The sequence below is a fragment of the Robertmurraya korlensis NBRC 107688 genome, from assembly GCF_001591645.1.
Taxonomy (GTDB): Bacteria; Bacillota; Bacilli; order Bacillales; family Cytobacillaceae; genus Robertmurraya_A.
This window is the reverse complement of the sequence record NZ_BCVH01000019.1, coordinates 41,309-65,990: the sequence shown is the minus strand read 5'-3', so window position 1 is coordinate 65,990 and position 24,682 is coordinate 41,309. Positions and strand designations below refer to the sequence as shown.

Sequence of the window (24,682 nt, the reverse complement as noted above, 5' to 3'; positions counted from 1 at the left end):
TCATCCTCATCTATTTAAAAAGCTGGTTATTGTAATACATTTTCCGTTACTGGAAGAGTTTGCTCCTTCTCACCATTCCAAGGATTTAATACTAAATCAATACTACCTTGACGTTTGGCTAGAGTAAGTATTGTGGCCTCCTGAGCACTGACGAGTAAGGTAACATGCTGGATTACCCCTGTTTTACTAGTACTATTATCATCTAATTCAATTTTTTCGACATCAAACACTTCTACTTGTTGTAGGACCATATTAGCGAAATTTTGATTGTTTTCAGATGCCTTAGATGTATAAATAACATCAACCCAATCTCCTTGTTCAATAAGATTGTTAACTGATGCTTGTGGCTCTAATGCTACTGTCAGTAACCTTTTATCCTTTGGAATAAAATGCGTGCTATCTACTTTACCGCTAGAATTTAAGTACAACTTGCGATTCTCAGGGAAAATAATATTATCAGGGTCCATTTCAATCGGTTGTCCTGCAGGAATATTCTTTAAAGAAATTCCACCTATTATAGATTCCTTATCTGGTGCAGGTTTATTAAGCAGCTTTTCTGCTGAGTTTACTTCCACTTCGATTTCCTCCAACATATCATCAGTAATATCAGAGTGAGCAGGGATATCATTTGCTGCAACAACTACCTTTACTGTTTGTTGAAGCGAGTCTAAATAAGAATAGGTAGAAAAGGCTATAGCTCCAGCACTAAGAATAATAAGAATAATTCTCCAACTTAATTTAAAAAACATACTTCGTCACTCCATCAGTCATTTAATCTAATAATATAAAGAAATTTACATTAGAAAGTCCTTTAATTGATAGATTAGTTGTTTTTATTAGCCATTAATAGCTAGAACACTTAATTCACTTATATACTAGTTAACTTAGAACACTTCAATATTTTTACAATAATCCTTTATTATGGTTACTATTTTCCTTTTTGAATTATATAAGAGTCTGCCAAAATAATCTACAATCTCTTAAAATTTCCCATATAATTTCTAAGAAAAAAGATATAAGCTTTTTCCATCATCTTGAATTTTTATGTAATATACGTGCTTATTTTATTTAGAATTAGATAAAACCTTGCAAAACTAATAATAAAAACTATGAAACCAAAGAAATGATGGTACGTTATAGTAACAAAGTATTTAAATCAGCTGTGATCCATACATAGAGACCGAATACTAATAAATCATCTTCCGAGACATAAATGAAAGAAACCTAGGCATTATACTGAAGTTCTATAAACTCTTTAGAAATGATCTCCCTTCTTATACGCATAAATAATATACCGCTCAGTCGCATCCCCAACATACCCAAATGGATAACATGTGGTGAGAATTAGCTCCTCCTCTTGATCCTGCAAAGTGATAATGCTTGTATCATCAGCATCAACAATTTTTGTATTCACAATCTCATACGTTACTTCTCCATACGGCATTTTCATGACGAGCTCATCACCAAGCTCGAGCTCCCCTACTCGTTTAAATACCGTATCACGGTGACCAGATAAGACGATTTGCCCGCCTTGCTCAGGATAAAATGACCCTTTGTAATGCCCCACTCCCTTAGCGAGTTCATCTGGATCCGTTCCTTCGACAATCGCTAACTCTGACTCTATCTTTGGTAAGGATAGTAGCCCAACCACTTCTCCATCTACCGGTTCAAAAGGAGTCTCGTTCACCGGTCCTTCCTGTTGATCCACAACTTGCTTTGCTTCCTCTAATGATCGTTCTGCTTGTATATTCGAATGCAGTATCTGATATCCTGCATAACCAGTAATCCCTAATCCTAAGAGAATGAAAAGATATGTAAGGTATTTAATATTAACCAATCCCCCTTTAACAAAATTCACCAATATTATAGCAATCTTATTGATAAAAAAGGGAATCTCTCAACCGAGAGACCCCCTTACTCTTAAAATCTAGTTCTTTCTCATTCGCTTAACTCCAAACAGCGTTAATCCCATAAAGAGAAGCGCCACTCCTAGCAACAATACATTAAATAGATTCGTCGCTGTATTCGGTAACGCCTTTCCTGATTTCGGAACAGTCGTCACCTTCGACATATCCTTATTAAACACCGCAAACGTACTAAAGTGTGTCGTTGGAACGCTAACCTGGCCATTAGAGTACTCGGCACCAGGAACTAGCTCCCATCTTTCCGTTTCTTCATTAAAATAGTAAACTTCAAGACCATCTGGGTTAGATTGTGTTCCTACATTAAAGGTAATCGTGATTGGTGAGCTGAACTTAGTATACTTCTTGCCGTTTTCATCGTAAATGTTAAAGTCATATACTTCGCTTACCGCACCATCCACTTTCTTCATTTGTTTCATTTCGATCTTTGTTGCGCCGTTTGGAAGAATTGAAGCAGGAATGGTTAGTAATGCTTCACCATTCGCAAAAACAACCTTAGCTCCTTTTGCCTTGAGCTCTTTGATTTGCTCAGCAGTAAAGCTAACTGTTGCATTTTTATCTTTTACTTCCACTGTGATCGTACCGTTTTGAACGACTTGCGCTACCTCATCGTCGGTAACGGTTGCTACTCCATTTTTCACAGCTGGCTTTGTTACTACGTTATTTTGACCTGGGTTATTCGGCTTTCCAGGGTTGCCTGGAACAGTTGGATTGCCTGGATTATTCGGTGTTCCTGGGTTGTTTCCACCATTTCCTGGATTACCTGGGTTGTTGCCACCATCGCCCGGATTTCCCCCATCGCCCGGCTCCCCAGTAGAAGTCGCCTCAGCAAGTATAAACGTTCCACCTGCATCACGAGATGCAAGATCCACCGTTACTTCCTTCGCACCAGAAACCGTATAGCTCACTCCACTATACTCATCCACAAGCACCGTGCCTGGCTCAAAGTCCACCGCAAATGTGACCTTCTTCGCTTCTGTTGCTGTGTTTAATCCAACATATACTTTCTTTCCTAGATACTCACGCTTTGTAATCGAGTACTTCTCTGCATTTCCACCAGCTACCATCATTCGTGTACCCTTTGAGAAAATCTTTGAGTAATCGCCACGAATGTTTAATAGCTTCGCATAGTGGTCGTGAAGCTTAACCGCTGTTTCGTCTCCACTTTCAAGCTTTTCCCATGGCATGGAGTCACGGTTTTGGCCGAATGCTGATACGACACCATTGCTAGATTCCCAGCTTGATTTGCCAGAGTTGCCTAACTCTTCCCCGTAATAGATAACTGGTTGACCTTTAGACGTAATTTGAAGGGCTGCTGCGACCATCAGCTTGCCAACATCGCCTCCGACATATTCAGATAAGAATCCGTCCTGGTCATGTGAGCTTAAGAATTGTCCAAGCGTTGACGTGTTGTCGATTCGAGCGTCGCGCTCTACTAAATATGACTCAACTCCGCTAATGTCACCGTTGACGAAATTCTTTGCTTTTTCTTTAAAATCAAAGTCAAGCAACGAGTCCATTTGACCGGAACGCAGGTAGCCACCGTCATTGGTGACGCTTGCTCCCCAATACTCGCCGATCATTTTAAAGCTTGGGCTGATTTCGGTTAACGCATTTTTGAACGCCATCCATGTTGTTTCTTCAACGTGTTTCACTGTATCGACACGGAAGTAGTCAATCGTTTCTCCGCTATCTGTTCTTGCTTTTTCTAACCAAGCGGTTTGCCACTCGATAATCTTGGCACGAACCGCTGGATCCTCGGTTTTAAAGTCAGGAAGTCCGTCTAGCTCTCCGCGAACGGTTGGATCCTCCATTTCCGTACGAAGCATATCCTTCAATACTGCTTGTTCTTCAGCTGTTGGTAGGCCAGCTTCGCCCTGCCAGTTTGGTTCAATTCCGTCCATTCCATATCCGGCATGGTTCAATACGACATCGACCATGATTTTGATGCCTTTGTCATGTGCTTTTTCGATAAGTTCTTTGAACGTTTCCATGTCTCCGAGTGTTTCATCTAAAGACGTGAAATCCTTTGCCCAGTAGCCATGGTACGCGTATTGCTTTGCTTGTAAGCCATCGCTCGTATTAAAATCGACACCTTTATTGAAGTCGATATTATCTACGATTGGTGAGATCCAGATCGTGTTGATACCTAGGTCATCCAAGTAATCAAGGTTATTGATGATTCCACGGAAGTCCCCACCATGGTAGGCTTCACTGTGGTTTGGATCGTATCCAGCTGGGTTGTTGCTTGTGTCTCCATCCTTGAAACGGTCTGTAAGCATGAAGTAAATTCGTGCTTCATCCCAATCAAAGTCAAGATCTCCTTGGTACGTGCGTGGTGCAACTTCCACCGGTACCGTTTGATTGTGCCGGTTACCGAATTCGTCCACTGCCGTTACTGTCAAGTTCTTGATTCCTGCAGCAACAGAATCCTTCACCCCAATTGTGACCGCTTGAAGCTGCGGGTCAATGATGTGCTTTGATTTTCCACCAAGTGGCGTCAAATCTACGTACATTTCTTTAAAGTTAACCATTTCTTCTGTCGTCACATTGATCTTTAACACGGCATTTTCGTTATGCATAATTTTCCCTGGTGACACCTGACCTTCTATTGTCACCTTTGGCACGGTATATACAATCACCGATTTGCCATCGACGGTATTTTTCGGGTCTGTCACCTCGGTTGTTTGCCCATCCTTTGTGACAAGGAAGCTGTACTCGTATGTGCCTGGGTCAAGATTTTGCAACGTATAATAGAAGTATTCATTCTTCTCGTCATACGTCATTGCGTATTCCTGAGCTCCTACCTTTACCTTCACACCTTCAATCGTGTGCATCAAGTCGTTTTGGTACAACTCTTCATCACGATAGTAGAATGTCACATTTCCATCCTCTAACACTGGCCCTTTGACTGCTGGTACAACCGTTTGGCCAGCCACACCTGTGACTACTGTTACTTTGGTGATCACTTCATCACGGTCGATTTTTACGACATGATCATCACTATCCGGTGAAATCTTCGCCGTTGCCCAGTCCGTTCCCTTTCGGATTAAGAAGCCGATCGATTCAGTTGTTGGTGCGATTTCGATATTCGCAATTGCTGTATCGTCATTGATTTCCGTAAAGTCGATTTGATCGTTCTTCACGCCTGTATTCCACACCCAGATATTCCAGTCCGTGAAGTCTTTATCTGATCTCACGTATTTTACGCGAACGTAACGTTTCACGTTTTTCTTAACAGTTAATGCGAGTGTTGCTTCTGCGTCTCCTGCTTTTGCGGTAATCGTAACCGTACCCGGCTTTAATCCTGTTACCTTGCCTGTTCCATCCACGATGGCAATGGTTTCATCAGACGATGTCCATGTGACCTTCGCACCAAGCATTTCTTGGTTGTACTGGTCACGAACGAGCGCGGATAGCTGAGCGGTGTACGTTTCATAAACGGAGTTCTCTCCTGAAATTGTGATTGTCTTCGGTGCGAGTGTGGCCACCGTAACTAGAATTTCCGCCTTCACATCCCCAACTGCGGCAACAATCGTTGCTGTCCCATTTTTCACAGAGGAGACTTTCCCTCCATCTACCGTTGCTACCTCTGGATTTGAAGACGTCCATGTGATGTTTTGGTCGAGCATGATGCGGCCTTTTTGGTCCTTCACATAAGCCGTGATGGTCTTCGTTGTGCCCGGGTTGATTGCAAAGCTTGTAGTGCTCGTTTCGATGCTTGTGACCGTTGGTGTGTATTCACCTTCTGCCTCATCGTACAGCACCATCATGGATAATGGAGCGACCGTTGCTTGAGCACCTGTAATTGTGCGAAGCGTTTCAACACCGGCTGCTTGGTCGTCGACTACGACGTTCCAAGACGTGTTCGATGGAAGGCTAACTTCCTTCGCTGTATTGTTGGCATTGTAAATGACGACGATGTTTTTCCAAGAATCGTTGTTCGCGAAGTTTTTCAACTGGAACGCGACGATATTGTCGTCTGTTTTGTATACTTGTAGATTTTGCTCAATCGCTGTTTTTGTGTTCATTTTAAACGCTGGGTGAGCTTTACGTAGCTCAATCAAGCCTTGGTAGTAATCGAATACTGGCTTGTATTGGTCCTTGAGCTCCCAACGAATTTGGTTGATGCTGTCGGGGCTCTTATAGCTATTGTGGTTACCGTATTTACTTCTAAGCATTTCTTCCCCTGCATGGATGAAAGGAATCCCTTGTGATGTTAATACGATGCCATTTGCTAATAAGCTGCGTTTCACCCATTCGTTTTGCAGAGCGCTGTCCTCGGTGATGATCGCGTGCGGATCCGTTGTAATATCCTGATGCGCAACCTTCATCATTTTGTCCCAAAGGTTTAAATTATCATGCGCCGTGACGTAGTTGATGCTCTCAGATGGACGGTTTGCAAAGTCTGTAATTGAACCGATGACACCCTTCGCTACGTCCGCTTCTTTCCCGGTTGCACCTGTTGCGAATCCAGTTGAAGCATCATCACTTCCACCTTTAATCGCTCCACGGATATTATCGTTAAATACGGCATAGCCTTGGTCCTTCTGTGTTCCTTTGAAGTTTTGAAGGGATGCATCTAAGCTTGTTGATCCGCCTGTCCATGGCTCGCCATAAATCAGAATGCTTGGATCAACCTCTTCTTTTAATTCCTTCGTTAATTCGCTCATCGTTTGACGGTCGATTAAGCCCATCAAGTCAAAGCGGAAGCCGTCCACTCCGTATTCGGTTGCCCAATATTTCACGGAGTCCTTGATATACTTACGAACCATTGGTCTTTCAGATGCAACTTCGTTTCCTGTACCTGAACCGTTTGTAATTTTCCCCGCATCGTCCGTACGGTAGTAGTATCCTGGAACGATTTTATCAAACGGCGAACCTCCAGAAAGCTGGGTCGATTCAGGGATATATGTGTGGTTGTACACAACGTCCATGACGACACGAATGCCTTTGTTGTGCATTGCTTGAACCATTTCCTTGAACTCGGTTACACGTGATGTTGGATCTGCTGGGTCAGTTGCGTACGACCCCTCTGGTACGTTGAAGTGGATCGGGTCGTAACCCCAGTTGAACTTAGGATCCGTTGAAGATGGATCATTGACTGTTCGCTCGTTCACGGAACCGAAGTCATAGACTGGTAATAAGTGAACGTGAGTCACTCCTAACTCTTTCAGTGAGTCTAAGCCTGTTTTAATGCCATTTGGCCCCGTGGTGTTCGACTCGGTGAATGCCTTGTATTTCCCTTTATTGGTCATGCCTGAATTTTCATCTATGGAAAAATCGCGCACGTGCAGCTCGTATAAAATCGCATCCGTTGGCGACACAAACGCTGGTTTTGCTTCAGGATTAAAACCAGTTGGGTTCGTCTCATCCAGGTTGATGATCGCTGTACGTTGACCGTTCGGCGAAGTGGAGCGAGCATACGGGTCAACCGCATAGTTGGTCGTTCCATCTGCAAACTCGACTTTGTACATATAATATTTTCCTGCTTGGTCACCATTTAGAGTTAGTGACCATACGCCGTTTGAGGCACGGGTCATTAGAGTTTCTGTTCCATTTGTATGGTCGGTGACAAACGCCCCTTCATAATTGCCTTGATCGTTATAGATGGCAACGCTTACTTTTTGTGCCGTTGGAGCCCAAAGCTTGAACGTTGTTTCGGATGGTGAGTACGTGTACCCTAGATCTTTTCCATCATAGTAGAATTGGTCATCGTTTAGGACGTTACGCATCGTTACCTTTGTAGGTTGGTAACCGGTTGCGTTCACTTGATATTGTTTTCTTACGTCGATTTGTGATGGGTCTGTAATCGTTAGCTTCACTTTTGTATCACTAAGCTTGGTTATGGTTGTTGCGATGTCCTGGTTGGCAGCGACATCGGTTAGTGTAAAGGTGGTGTCATCCGCTAGCTTTTTGTTAACGGACACGGTGATGCTGTTTTTTGCGTCCATTAAAGCTGCTTGAACAGCTGCCGTTAAGTCAGGCTTGGTGTAGCTTACTTCGGCTTGGTCTTGAGTGAGCCAAACTTCTGCTGAGTTGCCTTCTTTGATTTCGATTTTCCGTGTCACATCTTGTGTGTCCCAGTTACCTGGTCTTGTGATGATATTGATGGAGCTTGATGAGAATTCGTAAGTTGCTTGTGCAAATCCATCTTTCGTTGTCGTGAATGGATAAGCCGCTCCTTCTTTCCCGTCCTCCCAAATCCACATATCCCAGTTGTTTTGGGCACCGTCAAAGCGGTAATAGTTAATGGTATAAGAATAAGTAGTGCTTAGGATTTGAATCGATTTTTCAGCTGTTTTTCCGTCGTGTGTTGCTTGGACGGTGATGCTGTCATTTGCTTGAACAGCATACGTGTCAGCGATCGTTAAGCTGTTGTTGGATAACGTGATTCCGTCTCTTCCGTCCTTCAAGCTCCATTGTGGAGTTACGTCAGACTGCTCTCCAGCTTCGTTTAATGATTTTGCTGATAGTGTGACCGTTTGACCTTTTTTTGTTGTGGCCGGAGCATTGATGGTTAGGCCTGGTACGTGGACGACAGAGTTTGTGTTTGCTTGGTTCGGGTTGCTTGGATCCGTGATCCAGTTGTTTTCTCCTAGGATGAATTTGTATTCATATGTTCCCGGAGCAAGTTCTGTGGTTAGCTGCCATACACCTTCAGCATTTTTCGCCATATCTAGTGCACCGTCAGCCCAGCTCGTAAAGCTGCCTGCGACACGTACTCGCTCAGCTTCTCCTAAGTACTGGAACGTGACCGTTCCATCCTCATTGATGATGGGACTTGTGGCTGTAGCTGGTGGCGGACCGATGCGGAAGGTGGAATTCCCTCCTGCTTGTGGGTTGGTATTTAAAGGATCTGTCGTGCTTTCATCCCAGCTTCGATTGTTTAATAGAAACTTATATTGATAGTCTCCTTCTGCCAGAGTTGGGACTGTTGCCGTGAATACGCCGTTTTCTAGCGTCATCGGGGTCGCTGTGTCGGTTGACCAATCGTTATGGTTCCCTATCACATAAACGGCTGTTTCCCCTTTGCTTACATAGCTAAAGGTAACACTGTTGTCTTCATGGATGATTGGGCTCGCTGGTGTAGTTTCGGCATTTGCTCTTGTGTACAATCCACTTCCTGAAACTAGCTGAAGTAGAAGAGCAATAACCATCACTATCGAGAATGCCCTCGTGTTCTTCCTACTCAATCGCTTCTCCTCCTATTCTCTTTTAAGGGTGTTGCCTGGTGATGTTACTTGGGGCTTGAACTGTTGGAACATTATGTAGATCTCGGTGCTCTGGGGTGTAGATTCGTGCAATCGGTTGCACAAATGATAAAAAAAGAGATAATAGTTTTGTTATCGTACTGTGCAACACGTTGCGCAAACGCTTTCATAAACTATTAACCTAAGAATATCATGTTTAGAATTACGAATCAATTCCTTCTGATAGGATTACATTAATAATTTTTCAATTCTCTTCTAAATATAAAAGCTACCAATCTGTTATTTGGGTAAATTACTCAAAAACAGATTGGCTCATTTTTTATTCTAAAATATAGACTCTAGATTCGTATGGTCGAAGGCTAAACTCTTTACGAAGCTTACGATCAGCCACGTCATAATTTGTGAGAACGAGCTCGAAATTGCCTAATTTCACGTTCGCCACCGCACTTCCAGGAACACGAAATCTCGTTACGTCTTCGCTAAAGTTATTCACCACAAGCGCCACCTTTTTCCCCCATTTGCGGGTATACGCGAATAGCTTTGGATGGTTCGCCAGTAGTAACTCATACGTACCGTACACGAACACAGGCTGGTCCTTCCTCAATCGGATTAACGTCTTATAAAAATTCAAAATCGAATCCGGATCCTCCAGCTGTTCCTCCACATTAATATCCACATAATTCGGGTTCACCCCAAGCCATGTAGATTTTCCGCTCGTGAATCCAGCCGTTTCCGATGAAGCATTCCACTGCATCGGCGTGCGTGAGTTGTCTCGGCATTGCTTCCAGATGAGCTTCATAAGCTCCTCATGCGAGCGACCCTTCTCGCGTTCGACCCGGTAATAATTGACCATTCCTACATCGTTGTAATCCTCAATCGACGGGAATTGCACGTTTGTCATTCCGATTTCTTGGCCTTGGTAAATGAACGGAGTTCCCTTCATTAGGAAGTACAACACACCCAGCATTTTCGCGCTTTCCTTCCAGTACTCCTTGTCATTTCCCCAGCTCGACACACGGCGCGGCTGGTCATGATTTTCGATGAAGAGCGCATTCCAGCCTCTTCCTTCCAATCCCGTTTGCCACTTTGTTAGTGCCTTTTTCAATGCACGAACATCGACACGACTATCATCCGAGTTCTTATCCCATAGGTCCAAAAACTCAAACTGAAAAATCATATTAAAATAGCCGATTTCTTCACCAACCCAGCGGTCCGCGTCAGCAATCTTAACCCCATTCGCTTCTCCTACCGTCATCACATCGTACTTTTTAAAGGTCCTCTGTGAAAAGTCAGCCAACCACTCATCGATTCCCTCGACATTCATCATGTAAGGAAAGCAGGGAACTACATCTAGCCCTTTCGGATTCGGCATATCCGGGAAGCCTGGCTTCTTTTTAATATGAGAAATCGCATCCACACGGAAGCCATCAATGCCTTTATCGAGCCACCAGTTCACCATGTTCTCCAACGACTCACGCACCTCTGGGTTTTCCCAGTTTAAATCAGGCTGACGCGTCGAGAAGATATGCATGAAATACTGGTCGGTCGCCTCGTCGTACTTCCACGCCGGACCGCTAAAAATCGACTCCCAGTTATTCGGCTCCTTGCCATCCTTCCCGTCAGCCCAAATATACCAATCGCGCTTCGGGTTATCCTTGCTTGAACGAGACTCAATAAACCAAGGATGCTCATCGCTCGTATGATTGATGACCAAGTCCAAAATGATTCTCATCCCACGTTCATGAACGCCAGCCAATAGCTCATCAAAATCTGCCATCGTCCCAAACTCATCCATGATGTCATGATAATCGGAAATATCATAGCCGTTATCGTCGTTGGGTGATTTGTACATCGGTGAAAGCCAAATCACATCAATGCCCAAATCCTTTAAATAATCTAACTTGGAGGTTAACCCCTTTAAGTCGCCAATGCCGTCTCCATTGCTATCCATGAAGCTTCTTGGATACACCTGATAGGCGACACTTTCCTTCCACCACTTCTTGTTCACGTTCGCACCTCTATTTCTGCTTACACCCACCACATTTGTGAGCCAGGCTCTTCAATTAACACTGACTTTAAATTCACAACCGCACGAGTGAAGCCTTCTTCAATCGACATAATTGGATCTTCATGTTCAATGCTCACGACATAGTCGTAGCCGTATGTTCGTAATGCGCTCATCATATCGGACCATTCCTTCAGGCTATGGCCACTTCCAACTGAGCGGAAGTTCCATGCCCGCGTTCTGATTTCCCCGTATGGTTGCATATCGGTTAATCCATACATATTCACATTATCTTGGTCGATATACGTATCCTTTGCATGGAAATGATGAATCGCATTTTCTTTTCCTAAAATTTTTATCGCAGCCACTGGGTCAATTCCCTGCCACCACAAGTGACTTGGATCTAGGTTCGCCCCAATCGCATCACAAGTTTCCGCGCGAAGCTTTAACAAGGTGTATGGCGTATGAACCAAAAATCCGCCATGTAGCTCAAGACCAATTTTCACATTATGATCCTTCGCGTATTGTCCTGCTTCACGCCAATAAGGAATCAGCTTTTCCTCCCACTGCCACTTCAGCACATCACCGTACTCATTCGGCCACGGTGCCACCGGCCAGTTTGGTTGCTTCGCTTCCTCGTGATCTCCAGCTGTACCTGAAAAACAATTCACGACTGGTACGTTTAAAAGTGATGCCAACTTGACCGTCTTCAACAACGTATCATTTGACTCTTCCGCAAATGCTTTATCCGGGGAAATCGGATTCCCATGACAGCTGAACGCACTAATAATCAAGCCGCGCTCTTCCACTTTACGAAGATACTCTGCTCGTGCTTCTTCACTTGCCAATAACGCGTCTAGATCACAATGGTTATTTCCAGGATAGCACCCCGTACCAATTTCGACTGCATGTAAACCTGCATTTTTCACTGTATCAAGCATTTCTTCGAATGATTTCTCTGCAAAAAGTACCGTAAAGACTCCTAGTTTCATCGTGAACCTTCCTCCCTTTCACTACTCTCATAGATTTTGTCAATAATCTGTGATACTTGTAGCGCTTGCTCTGGTTTTACCACAAGTTCCGCCTCACCCAAACAAGCCGCGACAAAATTCCTGGCCTGTGGTACATCTGGTTCCTCTTCTCCTGGCATCCAGTCTGCTTGCGTGTTAAAAAGCATGCCATTTTTCGTTGTGTAGAGTTCAAATGGGAATACATTTATCCCGCCCTCAACACCAGATATGCTGACATTCGCAACATCTTCCTTTATATTTGCAGCCCAAGACGTTTCAAACAGCATTGAAGCTCCGTTCTCGAATGTCATGTAAGCCGTTACATGATCATCCACTTCAAATGTCTGGGGATTAAATTCTCCCCATTGGTTCACTAGACCAGGAGTTTTGCTCAACGTGTTATACGCGCGACCCGTTACGCTTGTTTGCTTCGGATTGCCCATCAACCAAAGGGCCAAATCAAGTAAATGACAGCCAAAATCGATTAAGCTTCCGCCACCTTGAAGATCTTTGTTTGTAAAAACACCCCATCCAGGAACCTTGCGACGCCGTAACGCCTGAACTCGAACAACGAGCGCTTCCCCAACGTCTTCCATCGACTTTTTCGCCGCGATGGCTTCCTTCATAAAACGGTAATGATAGGCTATCGCCAGTACCTTGTTTGCCTTTTTCGAAGCGTCAATCATTGCCTCACACTCGGCCGCACTTAGCGCCATCGGTTTTTCACATAGCACATGGACTCCCGCTTCAAACGCAGCAATTGTAATTTCCGCATGAAATTTATTCGGCGTACAAATGCAAACCGCATCTACCTTTTGAAAAAGCTCTTTATAGTCCTGAAACACATGTGGGATATTAAATTTTTCCGCCGCCTCACGAGCTCGTTCACCATTCACGTCACTAACGGCTGTAATCGTACACTTATCGCCTAAAGCAAGAAAAGCCGGGATATGGCGGGCCTGTGCAATCCCGCCAACCCCGATGATCCCGATTCGTAACTTTTCCATTATTCTATTACTCTCACAATCTGTTTCGTTTCATTAGACTCAAGAGCTGCCAAAATCACTCCAAGAGATTTCATACCCTCTTCCCCGCTCACGGCCACTTCTCTATCATTCAGCACAGCATCCACAAATAAATCAATCACATGAGAGCTCGATTGGCCGCCCTCGTCATTCGACTGAATTTTTCCAAGCTGGTAATTCACGACATCACCGTTCTTGTATTGAACTACTAACGAATTGGTTGGATCGTCCTCTAAACGAAGGATCGCATTTTCTCCATAAATTATCGTTGAATTGTCTTCTTTGCTCACGTAAGACCAGCTTGCTGCAAGTGTTCCAATGATCCCGCTTTCTGTTTTTAATACACAAACCGCCGTATCATCGACTGTCGCAAATTCCTTGGCACTCGTTTCTACAAAGGCACCCACTTCAACGATTTCTTCTCCTAATACATAACGAAGAAGGTCTGTTTTATGAACACCTAAATCACCCATCGCACCAACAAAGGCCTTGTCTTTTTGGAAAAACCAGCCCTCTTTTCCTTCCACGCTCCAGCCCTCTGGTCCACCATGTCCGAAAGCCGTACGGAAGCTATAAATTTTTCCAACTTCTCCACTTTGAATCAATTGACGCGCTTTTTGATGTGATGCCACAAAACGCTGGTTGTGTGCGATCATCAGCTTTTTGCCACTAGTTTTGGCTGTCTCAATCATCGACTCTGCTTCCTCTTTTGATGTTGCCATTGGCTTTTCACAAAGTACATGAACGCCTGCAAGCAGTGCTGCATTGGAGATCGGTGCATGAAGATAGTTCGGCGTACACACGCTCACCGCATCCACTTCCGCGTTTCTTAAAAGTTCCACAAAACTTGTGTACGATGGAACTCCGTACTTTTCTCCGATTTCTAGTGCTCTCTCTGCGTTATTGTCGCAAACCGCCACCAGCTCCACATTTGGATTTGCTGCATATTCAGGTAAATGGCGATGGCGTGCGATGCTTCCGCAGCCAATCACACCTACTCGTAGTTTTTTCATGCTAGTTTCCCCCTTTGATCGTTTCTAATGGTTTGGCGTTTCCGTAAACCGGACGCTCTCTTTTCACTGGCTGTGCCCATTTGACAGCGTTTGTGATCACCTTTTGAATTTTTTCGTTATGATACGTTGGGTATGTTTCATGTCCAGGTCGGAAGTAGAACACCTTCCCGTTTCCGCGCGTATATGTACAGCCGCTACGGAACACTTCGCCGCCTTCAAACCAGCTGGTGAAAATCAGCTCGTCAGGCTGTGGAATATCAAAATGCTCCCCGTACATTTCTTCTTGTGGCAACTCAATATACTCACCAATTCCCTCGACAATTGGATGGCTCGGGCTCACTACCCATAAGCGCTCCTTCTCATCTGCTTCACGCCATTTCAGATCACAGCTCGTTCCCATTAATGTTTTGAAGATTTTTGAAAAATGGCCTGAATGAAGAACAATTAAGCCCATTCCATCAAGAACACGCTGCTGTACTTTTTGCACGACTTCATCAGACACTTCGTTATGAGCTAGATGCCCCCACCAAACTAGTACATCTGTATTTGCTAACACATCATCCGTTAATCCATGCTCCGGCTCATCAAGAGTTGCTGTCTTCGCTTCGTAACCTGCTGAAGTTAAAAACGACGCAATCGCCCCGTGAATGCCCTCCGGATAAATATCCCTTACCACTGGATTCTTCTGCTCATGTTGATTCTCATTCCATACCGTTACCTTCACCATGTCAACCACTCCTTCATCTTTATCGTTACTCCCTATTTTAGAGTGTTAAAGATTTTATGAAACTGCTTACATTGACGGATAGGGTGGAAAATATTGACCTTAGCTTATGCAAAAAACACTTAAAAAGAAACTATCCTCTTTTGATTACCGGTAGCTTCCGTTTCCTGCCTTCACGGGAACCTAACTCCCCTTTGATTACCACTAGAATCGTTTTCTCTCCTTCATGGGAATCTAACTCACCCTTTGGTTACCACTAGCATCGTTTTCTCTCCTTCTCGGGAACCTAACTCACCCTTTGATTACCGCTAGCCTCGTTTTCTATCCTTCTCGGGAATCTAACTCACCCTTTGGTTACCGCTAACCTCGTTTTCTTTCCTTCTCGGGGAGCCTAACTACCCTCTAAGTTACCAACAGAACCTATTTTCCTCCTGCATGGGCACTGACAACCTCTCTCCCTTACCATCCACCCTCATTCCCTCCGCAATGGGGCACTGACAGCCTCTCTCTCTTACCATCCACCCACATTTCCTCCCGCAACGGGCACTGACAACTGCTCTCTCTTACCATCCACCCTCATTCCCTCCAGCAATGGGCACTGACAACCTCTCTCTCTTACCATCCAACCTCATTTCCTCCCGCAACGGGCACTGACAACTGCTCTCTCTTACCATCCACTTACATTCTCTCCCGAAACGGGCACCGACGGCTGCTCTCTCTCTTCCCATCCATCCACATTCCCATTTCCAACAAAAACAAAAAATCCCCCTTCTAAAAAAAGAGAGACTCCATTTATCACCTATTCACCTATCTATCTACCTAATAAACCATCCCAACATCGTGATAGTACTTAAACTCCAGCAAATTATTAGCAGGATCAATTAAAAAGAACGTAATATGCTCTTCTTGCTTCCCTGCGAACCGTACCATTTTTTCCTGAAAAAACGGCAGTTCTTTTTCCATAGCAGATTCTAATACTTGATTAAACTCATCTTGGTCGACAAAAGTGATTCCATAATGACGCGGATACATTTTCGGCGAAGGATCCACGCCTTCTGGGTTTAGATGGCACACGACTTGGTCTCCAAAGAAGTTAAAGGTGACTCGGTCGTGGTATCTTCTGGCTAGCTGGCAGCCGAGTTTTTCATAGAATTCAACGGTTTCGTCAAGGTCCTTGCATGGAATCGCTAGATGGAATACTTTGTTTGTTTCTCTCATCGCTCTTCTCCTTTACAGTAAATCAAATGTGTCTGAACGTAGGCCAAGGCGTAAGGTTTCAACAGAAATGGTATCGGAGAACGGGATATTGGCGAGGTTCACATTGGGCCCTACTTTTTTAATGAAGGTGGTTTGCATTTTTTTATTCGGGGCTTCAAAGATAATGGATTCAAGATCCATGCCTGATGTTAAAATACAGTCGATTAAATCAAGTCGTAGCTCCCCGTTGCTGTTGCAAACTCCACTTGTGCCGCTTTCCCGCGCTTCTGTGATCACCTTATGAGCCCCCGCCTCAAAGTCTTCTTGGATCCAGTCAACCCATTGAGAGATGTCCTCGTTTTTGTGATGGTTGCTGTCCTTGTTGCCGACTTCACTAAAGACGGTAAACTCCTTAGAAAAATCCCGAATATAACGGGCTTTATCCTTGTTCGTTAACGCTAATGTACCATTGGAAATCTCTACATACTTACAGCCATATTGACGACAGTACTCGTGATAGTCATCGATTCTTCCCTGACTTAGGAATTTTTCAAATAACGTACCGCCGAAAAAGAAGTGAACGTCATGTTCTTGTAAACATTCGATCTTCTCTTCCAGCTTGTTAGTAATCAGGGATGTGCCCCAGCCAAACTTCACATAGTCAATCAGCCTACTTGCACTTGAAATCGTATCGATAAAGGAGGACAAAGGGATCCCATTATCGATCAAAGCCGTAATCCCATGACTTCTTGGCTTTTGTTCACGTTGTGGCAACATTAATTGAGTTTTGTTCATATTTGAAACCTCTCTATCACTGGTATTCCGCCATTCTTATTTACCTTCATTAGAAACGTCTCCGGTATCTCCTTCATGCAATAAGTAATATCCTCTGGATTGAACTCTGGTTGTGCGGGATCAAAGAATTTTGCAGTCACTACCGAGTTTTTTATTCTTCTCTTAACATCCTCTTCTGTTAGTACTTCACTACCTTCGAGGATGCCCTTGATAAATTCTGCACAGACAAGATCGTCATCCCCCTCTGGATGGGACGCGACAATATGAATTTGAGGTTCTCCTCTTATTTCTCGAACCATTTCTTTTAAAAAAGTCGCAGTGGTTCTTGCATTGGAAAATCCCGTTACAAATAAATGTTCTGCCTGTAGTGAATGTAAGGTTGCTTTCACCCCATTGGTTGTCTTTTGGACCAGTGATTTTCCTGCCACATTCTTTGACATCAAGCTCGCAGGTGAATTATCCAAATCAAACCCTTCAATGGGTAACCCCTTCACTTCCCCGGCAAGGAGATAATTTGGAAACTGTTCCTTTAAACGAAATGCTTCCTCAACCGTACCGACGAGCAATATCTTCTCAGCACCCTTGATAAAAGCATAATGAGCTACTGTAAAGGCTCGGATGACATCAATCACAATGGTGATATCAGAAGGCGGCAGCAAATGATCGTTGCCTTGATATATGGTTATGTTCAAAAACGACTCCCCCACTCAGCTCCTACCTATATTGTCACAAAAAGTATATTCTAGTAGGGTTTATTCGGTGCTATTACAATTGGAAAAATGCCTGCACAAAATTATAGTTAACACCAAGTATTATTGTCAGGATTAATAGATAAAAAAAGTAGTACAACCGTATATAAGTTGTACTACTAGAAAATAGCTTTACTAGAAATTATTTATATGTTGGGATTTCAAGGTAAATAGTGTACGGTTGGATTTTATAAACTTCATACATAGTATTTACTTGTTTATAAGCCCATCCAATATCTGTAGCATATTGATTTCCGACTTCAAGTTTAGTAGACATTAACTCCGGATTCCAACGCATCTCATATATCGTATTTTGAACAATCTTGTATCGGTTATTACCACCTAAATATTTATCACTAATAAATGCTGCTCCACCTACAATCGCCGCATACGGAGTAAACCATCCCTCATCATAAGCCCTTTGCACTCCACATTCTAGTGGACAATCATCATAAGCACCTACGCCATACATGTTATAAACGGTTTTCCCGTTGTAATCTACTCCTCTCGCAAGAGTAGAAGTCCCGTTTCCTGTTTCGAGTAGAGTATGAGCCATTAAATAGACTTCATTCATTCCATATTTATTTCCAGCATCTATAAACGCTTGCCCCTGATTTGCAAGAATTCCTTTTCCTGTAAGGAATGTATTTAGCGTTCCTACTGACACGTCACTAGGTTTACTAAGGTTCATGAATTGGAATCTTTGCTTCTCATCATTGATGTAAGCTGTTGGGTTTAAATATTGCAATACATCTGAAGAAGTTGCATTACGCCAGTTTCCAATCCCTACTCTATACCAACCAGTACTATTATCTTCCTCCAATACAGATAATAAGCTACCCATACCTACGGAGCCATAAATATGACTTGTACTATTCTTTTCTGCACGAATGTTTAGAGTAGCAGAAGTTACTTTACCAACTCGCAAATTATTACTTGCCAGAGTGCTATGAACATACAATACTTGACCCTTATATTCAATTTTATACCATCTTGTATTTCCAGAAACACTCTCACCTATAATATTACTATCTAACAGTATGAAGAGTGTATCTTTACCTACAGTTGCAGCGATACTACTGCTCGTGCTTGGCAATGTTCTTAAATTTACACTACTACCAATTATTGAGCCCCCAGAAGACATTTGCAGATATTGACTACTAACATAAGCAGGATTATATCTATATTTATCTGTCTGTGGTAAAACTTTCATTTGCATGTTTAGAGCGTCGTTTAACGTAATATTATAATAGTTATAGGAAGTTATCACGCTAGGCTTTACAAATGGTTTATCTGTAGGACCAGGTGCCGCTTTACCTTTTTCAACTAGTATAATTTCTATTGCTTCCAGTCGTTTCGATGCTAATTCCGTCCCTGCTGATTGTCCATTTTTGGCCCAATCTAACCACCCATAGGACTCTGCGTGAACGCGGTAATAAATATCGTAATACTGAGCCATTTCACCGCTAAGATTGATTTGAATCGCTTCTATTCTCTTGCCTTCTCCAGATGTTCCGGATATCGCACCATTTGAAACATAACCTAACCAGCCATAGTCCTGAACATGAGTTCTATAGGTGATGCTTCCAGAATACGGATTATTTCGCAAGGAAATCTTGATTGCTTCCAACCGTTTTGATTGTCCTGAAGTCCCAGACAAGGCACCATCAGAAACTGGTGCTAACCAACCTGAATCTTGTACATGGGTGGAATAAGTTACAGATGGATTGATAACCAATGGTCTGTTGGTAGCCCCTGGTGCAGCTCCACCTTTTTCGACCAAAACAATTTGAATGGCTTCTAATCGCTTTGAAAGTGCTTGAGTTCCAGAAGATTGTCCATTTTTGGCCCAATCTAACCAGCCATAGCTTTCCGTGTGAACACGATAATAAATATCATATCGTTGTGCCATTTCACCAGTTAGGTAAATTTGAATAGCTTCCATCCTTTTACTTTCTGCCGAAGTTCCAGAGAGAGCTCCATTGGACACGTTAGGCAACCAACCATAGTCTTGCACATGAGTTCTGTAAACAATATCCCCTGAATACGGGTTATTTTGTAAAGACATCTTAATGGCTTCCAAACGTTTCGATTGTCCGGATGTTCCAGAGGTTGCCCCGCTAGTAACAGGTGTTAACCACCCATAATCCTGAACATGTGTGGAATAAGAAACTGTTGGATCGATGACAAAAGGTTTATTAGTAGAACCAGGTGCAGCTCCACCCTTTTTTACTAATACTACTTGAATAGCTTCTAACCGTTTCGCAAGAGCTTGAGTTCCAGAAGATTGTCCATTTTTGGCCCAATCTAACCAGCCATAGGATTCCGTATGAACACGATAATAAATATCGTAATACTTTTCCATATCACCAGTTAAACTAATTTGAATGGCTTCCAAGCGCTTCGATTGTCCGGATGTTCCAGATACAGCACCATTTGATACATTACTTAGCCACCCATAGTCCTGTACGTGAGTCCTGTAGGAGATCCCCCCAGAATATGGAGCATTTTGTAATGAAATCTTAATTGCTTCTAATCGTTTGGATTCACCAGATGTTCCCGATACACTACCATTAGAGACTGAATTTAACCAACCGTAGCTTTCTACATGTGTAGAATAGACAACTGATGGTCCGGTAGCGGCGCTAAACAATACAGGTTGCTCGGGTTCAACCGCATTTAGAGAATCATATTCCTCTTCAGTAATCTCTGTTTTTTGGTTATTTTCTTCGGTTAGAAAATACACTATTTCATTTTTTATAGTTGTACCATATTCATCAACGGTCTTTTTTTCTTCTATAGATGTTCCATTATCTTTTCTTTCTATAACATTCCATTGTTCGTTTAACTCAATGGGAGTGACTTTTTCTGCAGTAAATGTATCTGCAACAGTGACCCGATAGAAAGTAATTTCTTCATCTGTAATATTGAGTTTATTTAACCCCTCACTAACCGTTAAAACGGTATCTATTGCTTGATTAGTAGAATGGTAGATCGTTCCGTTAACAGATGATTTCGTTTCATCGGTCCATCCAGTTAGTTTCAAGGTAACCTCTTCATTGATTATTACTTCTTGTTCTTCACCATTATAGTGAATGAGATAATAACTAGATCCTTCACTAAAATTAACTGTTTTTGAGCTTTCTGTTGCATAACCAATATTTAAATTGGAAATAAAAGAGAGACTCACTAGTAATGTACTAATCAGCAATATAAAGATCTTTTGCGTGAACTTCAACGTTTCTTTATACCTCCTATTAAAAATTTATTATATTCACTACTTAAGTAAATAGTGATTAAGCATAAAGTTACAAACAATAGTAAACTATGAGACCTTCCTGTTACTCACAGACAAAGTTCAACAAAGTTTTTATTACATTTATTAGAATATCAAAATATAGTAGAATTAAATAGGTTTATTTTCTTCCTAGTTATAGTAAATTAGGACTATCCTTTACCATAGAATCTTAGTAAATCGAGTTGGTACAATCTCCATATTAAATAGAAGCACCCCCTAAAAGAGTGCTTCCTGTTTTACCATTCATTTCTTCTCTTCCATACTAGCCCGATACTCATTCGGCGTGATCCCCACAACCTTCTTAAACACCTTCCGAAAATACTTATCATCCTGGTAGCCAATCATGTTCGCAATCTCATAAATTTTCAGCTGGCTATTTTTCAACAGTGACTTCGCCTTTTTCATTCGGATATTCACTATATAATCAGAGATATTCACGTTAAATTCCTGCTTAAACTTCCTTGATATATACTCTCTGCTAATGTAAAAATGCTCAGAAATCTCTTGAAGCTTTACGTCACGATCGAAATTCACCTGCAAATAGGCTTCAATGTCTTCAATGATATTGCTTGTTTTTCGACTGGCTTGTCTCTTCATCTTCCTTAAAAACAAACCGATCTCGCGCCTTTTCGCGGCCACATATTCGTCCAGCATAAAGTTTCCATCTTCATCAAAGAACGAGTCCACCCGCCCTTCGACGTCTTCAGATACCTTCACCACAAGCTTATTGGCTTTATAAGAGCGATTGCTAAGCAGTAAGTATTCATTTTCAAACTGCAATACTTGCCTAACCGATAAGTAGTCCTGCTCTGTAAAATCGGTTCGTACCTGTTCGATTAACTCGTCAAATGCTTCTATTTCTCCTGCCTGTATCGCTAGGTCGATGCTTGAGGAATAGTCCATGAGACTCTTTAATGGTTTGGCCGGCAACACATTTTCCACATATACCTTACATGCTTTCTTCTCCAACAGGTTTCTGCCCACAAGCACCTTCCTTGCTTCTCGGTACGATTCCTTTAGTTGTAAGCTTTCCACGACCATTTTTCCTAAAGCAATCGGACAAGCAATATTCATGGCTGCTTGCAAGGATTCGTAAATGCCAGCAAGTATGTTCTCGACCTCATCAAACCGATCCCAAAAGATGATGACAACCTCGCCTTTGTTAGATAGATATCGAAAACCGATTCCACACTCTTTTTCTAGTAAAACCTCGTTCACCACATTAAGTACCGTAAAATAGGCTAAATCCCGGTCACCACCAAAGGCCTCAATCGTTCTTCGGTTGAGCCGAATAATGCCTACTTTGTAGCTATGTGATGGCTGAAATCCTAATTCCTCGAACAAGCCATCGTCCACACCTTCATCACTATTCATAAGCTGTGTAAACTTTCGGTCGCGGTAGACGGGCTTCATCATATTCATCAACTGACCGCTGCTCTCTTCTTTTTTCCGCTCCTGCTCTTCCTTTTTCCACTCATTTACTGCCGTTTCTAGTGTTTGGTTCAATATGTCCGGGTCAACAGGCTTTAGCAAATAATCCGTGCTTCCGAAGTGAATCGCTTTTCTCATATAATGATAGTCATCGTATCCTGTAACAACGATCACCTTGCTTGTAGGCTGATTGCCTTTGATCCATTCAAGCAGCTTCGTGCCGTCCATTTTTGGCATTTTCATATCGGAAAAAATAATCTCTGGACGGTGTTTTTCAATGAGATTCGTTGCTTCTTCCCCGTTGCTCGCTTCATAGATCGTGGTGATTCCGTGCTTCTCCCAATCTCCTAGAAGTTTGATTCCTTCACGTACATGCGTTTCATCATCAACAATTAATACGTTCACGATTGCTTCCCCTCCTTCGGCATCTCAACTGGAATATCAATGCTTACCCCAAAGCCTACTTCCCCATTTTTAAAAATAATAAAATTGGCTCGATTTCGGTAATAAATCACTAATCGGTCATAAATATTTTTCAGTCCAATCGATTCGGAAGTCTTCTCCGTTCCACTATATAACTCCTGACGGATATGATGTAATTGCTCCTCCGTTACCCCTGATCCATTGTCCTTTACACGGATTTGAAGCATTCCGTTCTCTTGGACGGCAGCAGAAATGATAATCGATTGTTTGTCTGTATGCTGATCAAAACCATGCTTAAAGCAGTTTTCAACAATCGGCTGCAGGATCATTTTCGGAACAAGAATTCCCTCGGCTTCCTTATCGATCACAAGCTGAAATTGAAACTGATCATCAAATCGTTGTTTTTGCAGCTGCAAATACGATTTCACATGCCGGACTTCGTGTGAAAACGGGACAATGTCTTCTCTCATATTCATGCTATACCTCATGATTCCAGCGAGTGAGGTTAACAGTGTATACACCTTTGTCCCGTTAGCCTTGAGTGCCAACGTGCCAATCGATTGAAGCGAGTTGTATAAAAAATGAGGGTTAATTTGTGAACGCAGGACACGAAGCTGAGATTCTTTATTTTCAATCTCCAACCGGTATTCTCGCTCAATCAGTTCATTTATTTTTTCTATCATGCTCTTAAAATGTTTTCCTAACATACCAATTTCGTCATTTCCTAAGGACTCAAAATCGGCCTTAAACTCCCCTTTTTCTACCTTTTTCATATTGGTAATCAGCACTTTAATAGGGGCTGTAATTTTAAAAGAAACGAACATGGTGGCAACTAACACCACGATGAGCGTGACAATTCCGATTAGGATATTCGTATACGCGGTTTGCCTTGCCATTTGATAAAGCACATCATACGGAATCCGCTTGGCGATATACCAATTTTCTACCGGCCCTGAAAATTGGTCAAACACGATGACCCCTTCATCCCATTCCATGCTCTTTGCCGATGCTGGTTGCTGCTTGATCGGCTCGTACCAACTCTCTGTCATTGGCTCTCCAATCACCTCTTCATTCGACGAATACACCACGATTCCTTGGTCATTCACAATAAACAGCTCTTCGGCATCTTTCGTATATAATCGATCCGCTACCGCACCGATTCTTGATAGATTGATATCAATCGACAGAAATCCAAGAATATCTTCCGCTGGGACATCGCGAATGATGCTATGAAAGCTTAGGACCTTTTTACTCTGCGATTTCGGAATTAGGGACATATTGTTATAGCTGTATATTTCGTGAGGTGCTTCAATCAAATAAAAATCGTCATGGTCTGGTAGCGCGGCATAATAAGGATGAGAAAAAATATTCTCATACTCTCCCCGGCCACTGATCGTAGAATGATAGTTTATAAATGAATCTTTTTCCTTATCAATATATAAATGCATTTGTTCGATTTCTGGTCGGGTGTTAAATAAGTAGGCAAGTGCCCGTCTTATTTCCCCTTGATTCCTTCCTATATCATCAGAGATTCCTTCACGCATCACGCTCATTAGCGGTTCATAACGATAGAGGACGGTAGACATTTGCGCGATATCCTCCAAATAAACGGTGAGTTCCTGCTCGCCCTTTGCAATGAGATCGTGGTTCGTTGAAACAAACTGATCATTAATGGAGTTGGTTGTCTGATAATATGTGATTCCAATTGCTGTACCAAATGGAAGGATGGTTGCCAGCATTAAAAAGATGATTAACTTTTTTCGTATTCCCCACTTCATAGCTCCCTTATCCTCCTATGTACCTGAAATCCCACTCATTGTAGCACAATTTTCTCCGACTTCAACAGAGGGTGTAAAAAAAGAAACGGTTCAATATT

15 protein-coding genes are annotated in these 24,682 nt (G+C 42.6%); all 15 read right to left on the bottom strand.

What is annotated here, in order from left to right; translation table 11 throughout:
• Positions 1-26: 26 nt before the first annotated feature.
• Positions 27-749 (bottom strand): Flp pilus assembly protein CpaB, encoded by a 723-nt coding sequence (cpaB, locus tag BKO01S_RS19060; RefSeq protein WP_066058032.1) that lies wholly within the window; start codon positions 747-749, stop codon positions 27-29.
• A gap of 506 nt (positions 750-1,255) precedes the next feature.
• Positions 1,256-1,837: a class D sortase, LPxTATN-specific gene (gene srtD / locus BKO01S_RS19055; RefSeq protein ID WP_066058029.1), complete on the bottom strand. Its 582-nt coding sequence runs from the start codon at positions 1,835-1,837 to the stop codon at positions 1,256-1,258.
• A gap of 90 nt (positions 1,838-1,927) precedes the next feature.
• Positions 1,928-9,118 carry a type I pullulanase gene (gene pulA, locus BKO01S_RS24040; RefSeq protein WP_084362145.1) on the bottom strand — a complete coding sequence of 2,397 codons (7,191 nt, stop codon included), beginning with the start codon at positions 9,116-9,118 and terminating at the stop codon, positions 1,928-1,930.
• 337 nt (positions 9,119-9,455) lie between these two features.
• Positions 9,456-11,144: a glycoside hydrolase family 13 protein gene (locus tag BKO01S_RS19045; RefSeq protein WP_066058026.1), complete on the bottom strand. Its 1,689-nt coding sequence runs from the start codon at positions 11,142-11,144 to the stop codon at positions 9,456-9,458.
• A gap of 20 nt (positions 11,145-11,164) precedes the next feature.
• Positions 11,165-12,133: a sugar phosphate isomerase/epimerase family protein gene (locus BKO01S_RS19040; RefSeq protein ID WP_066058023.1), complete on the bottom strand. Its 969-nt coding sequence runs from the start codon at positions 12,131-12,133 to the stop codon at positions 11,165-11,167.
• Positions 12,130-13,158, bottom strand: coding sequence for a Gfo/Idh/MocA family protein (locus BKO01S_RS19035; RefSeq protein WP_066058020.1), 1,029 nt, complete (start codon positions 13,156-13,158; stop codon positions 12,130-12,132). The genes BKO01S_RS19040 and BKO01S_RS19035 overlap by 4 nt, the downstream gene beginning before the upstream one ends.
• Positions 13,158-14,189: a Gfo/Idh/MocA family protein gene (locus BKO01S_RS19030; RefSeq protein ID WP_066058017.1), complete on the bottom strand. Its 1,032-nt coding sequence runs from the start codon at positions 14,187-14,189 to the stop codon at positions 13,158-13,160. The genes BKO01S_RS19035 and BKO01S_RS19030 overlap by 1 nt, the downstream gene beginning before the upstream one ends.
• Before the next feature lies 1 nt (position 14,190).
• The gene (locus BKO01S_RS19025; protein ID WP_066058014.1) at positions 14,191-14,916 is read right to left on the bottom strand and encodes a ThuA domain-containing protein; all 726 of its coding nucleotides are present in this window, start codon (positions 14,914-14,916) and stop codon (positions 14,191-14,193) included.
• A 664-nt stretch (positions 14,917-15,580) separates the two neighbouring features.
• On the bottom strand, positions 15,581-15,712 hold the full coding sequence (locus tag BKO01S_RS25070) for a hypothetical protein (RefSeq protein WP_269748557.1): 132 nt from the start codon (positions 15,710-15,712) through the stop codon (positions 15,581-15,583).
• Between the two features lie 20 nt (positions 15,713-15,732).
• Positions 15,733-16,131 carry a VOC family protein gene (locus BKO01S_RS19020; protein ID WP_066058010.1) on the bottom strand — a complete coding sequence of 133 codons (399 nt, stop codon included), beginning with the start codon at positions 16,129-16,131 and terminating at the stop codon, positions 15,733-15,735.
• 12 nt (positions 16,132-16,143) lie between these two features.
• Positions 16,144-16,905 (bottom strand): phosphosulfolactate synthase, encoded by a 762-nt coding sequence (locus BKO01S_RS19015; protein WP_066058007.1) that lies wholly within the window; start codon positions 16,903-16,905, stop codon positions 16,144-16,146.
• Positions 16,902-17,597, bottom strand: a complete 696-nt coding sequence (locus BKO01S_RS19010; protein WP_066058004.1) for a 2-phosphosulfolactate phosphatase — start codon at positions 17,595-17,597, stop codon at positions 16,902-16,904. Before BKO01S_RS19010 ends, BKO01S_RS19015 begins: the two co-directional genes overlap by 4 nt.
• Positions 17,598-17,796: 199 nt before the next feature.
• Complete coding sequence (locus BKO01S_RS19005) at positions 17,797-20,892, bottom strand: glucosaminidase domain-containing protein (protein WP_066058001.1); 3,096 nt, start codon at positions 20,890-20,892, stop codon at positions 17,797-17,799.
• A 303-nt stretch (positions 20,893-21,195) separates the two neighbouring features.
• Positions 21,196-22,788, bottom strand: coding sequence for a response regulator (locus tag BKO01S_RS19000; protein ID WP_066057999.1), 1,593 nt, complete (start codon positions 22,786-22,788; stop codon positions 21,196-21,198).
• Positions 22,785-24,584: a cache domain-containing sensor histidine kinase gene (locus BKO01S_RS18995; RefSeq protein ID WP_066057996.1), complete on the bottom strand. Its 1,800-nt coding sequence runs from the start codon at positions 24,582-24,584 to the stop codon at positions 22,785-22,787. Before BKO01S_RS18995 ends, BKO01S_RS19000 begins: the two co-directional genes overlap by 4 nt.
• Positions 24,585-24,682: the final 98 nt, after the last annotated feature.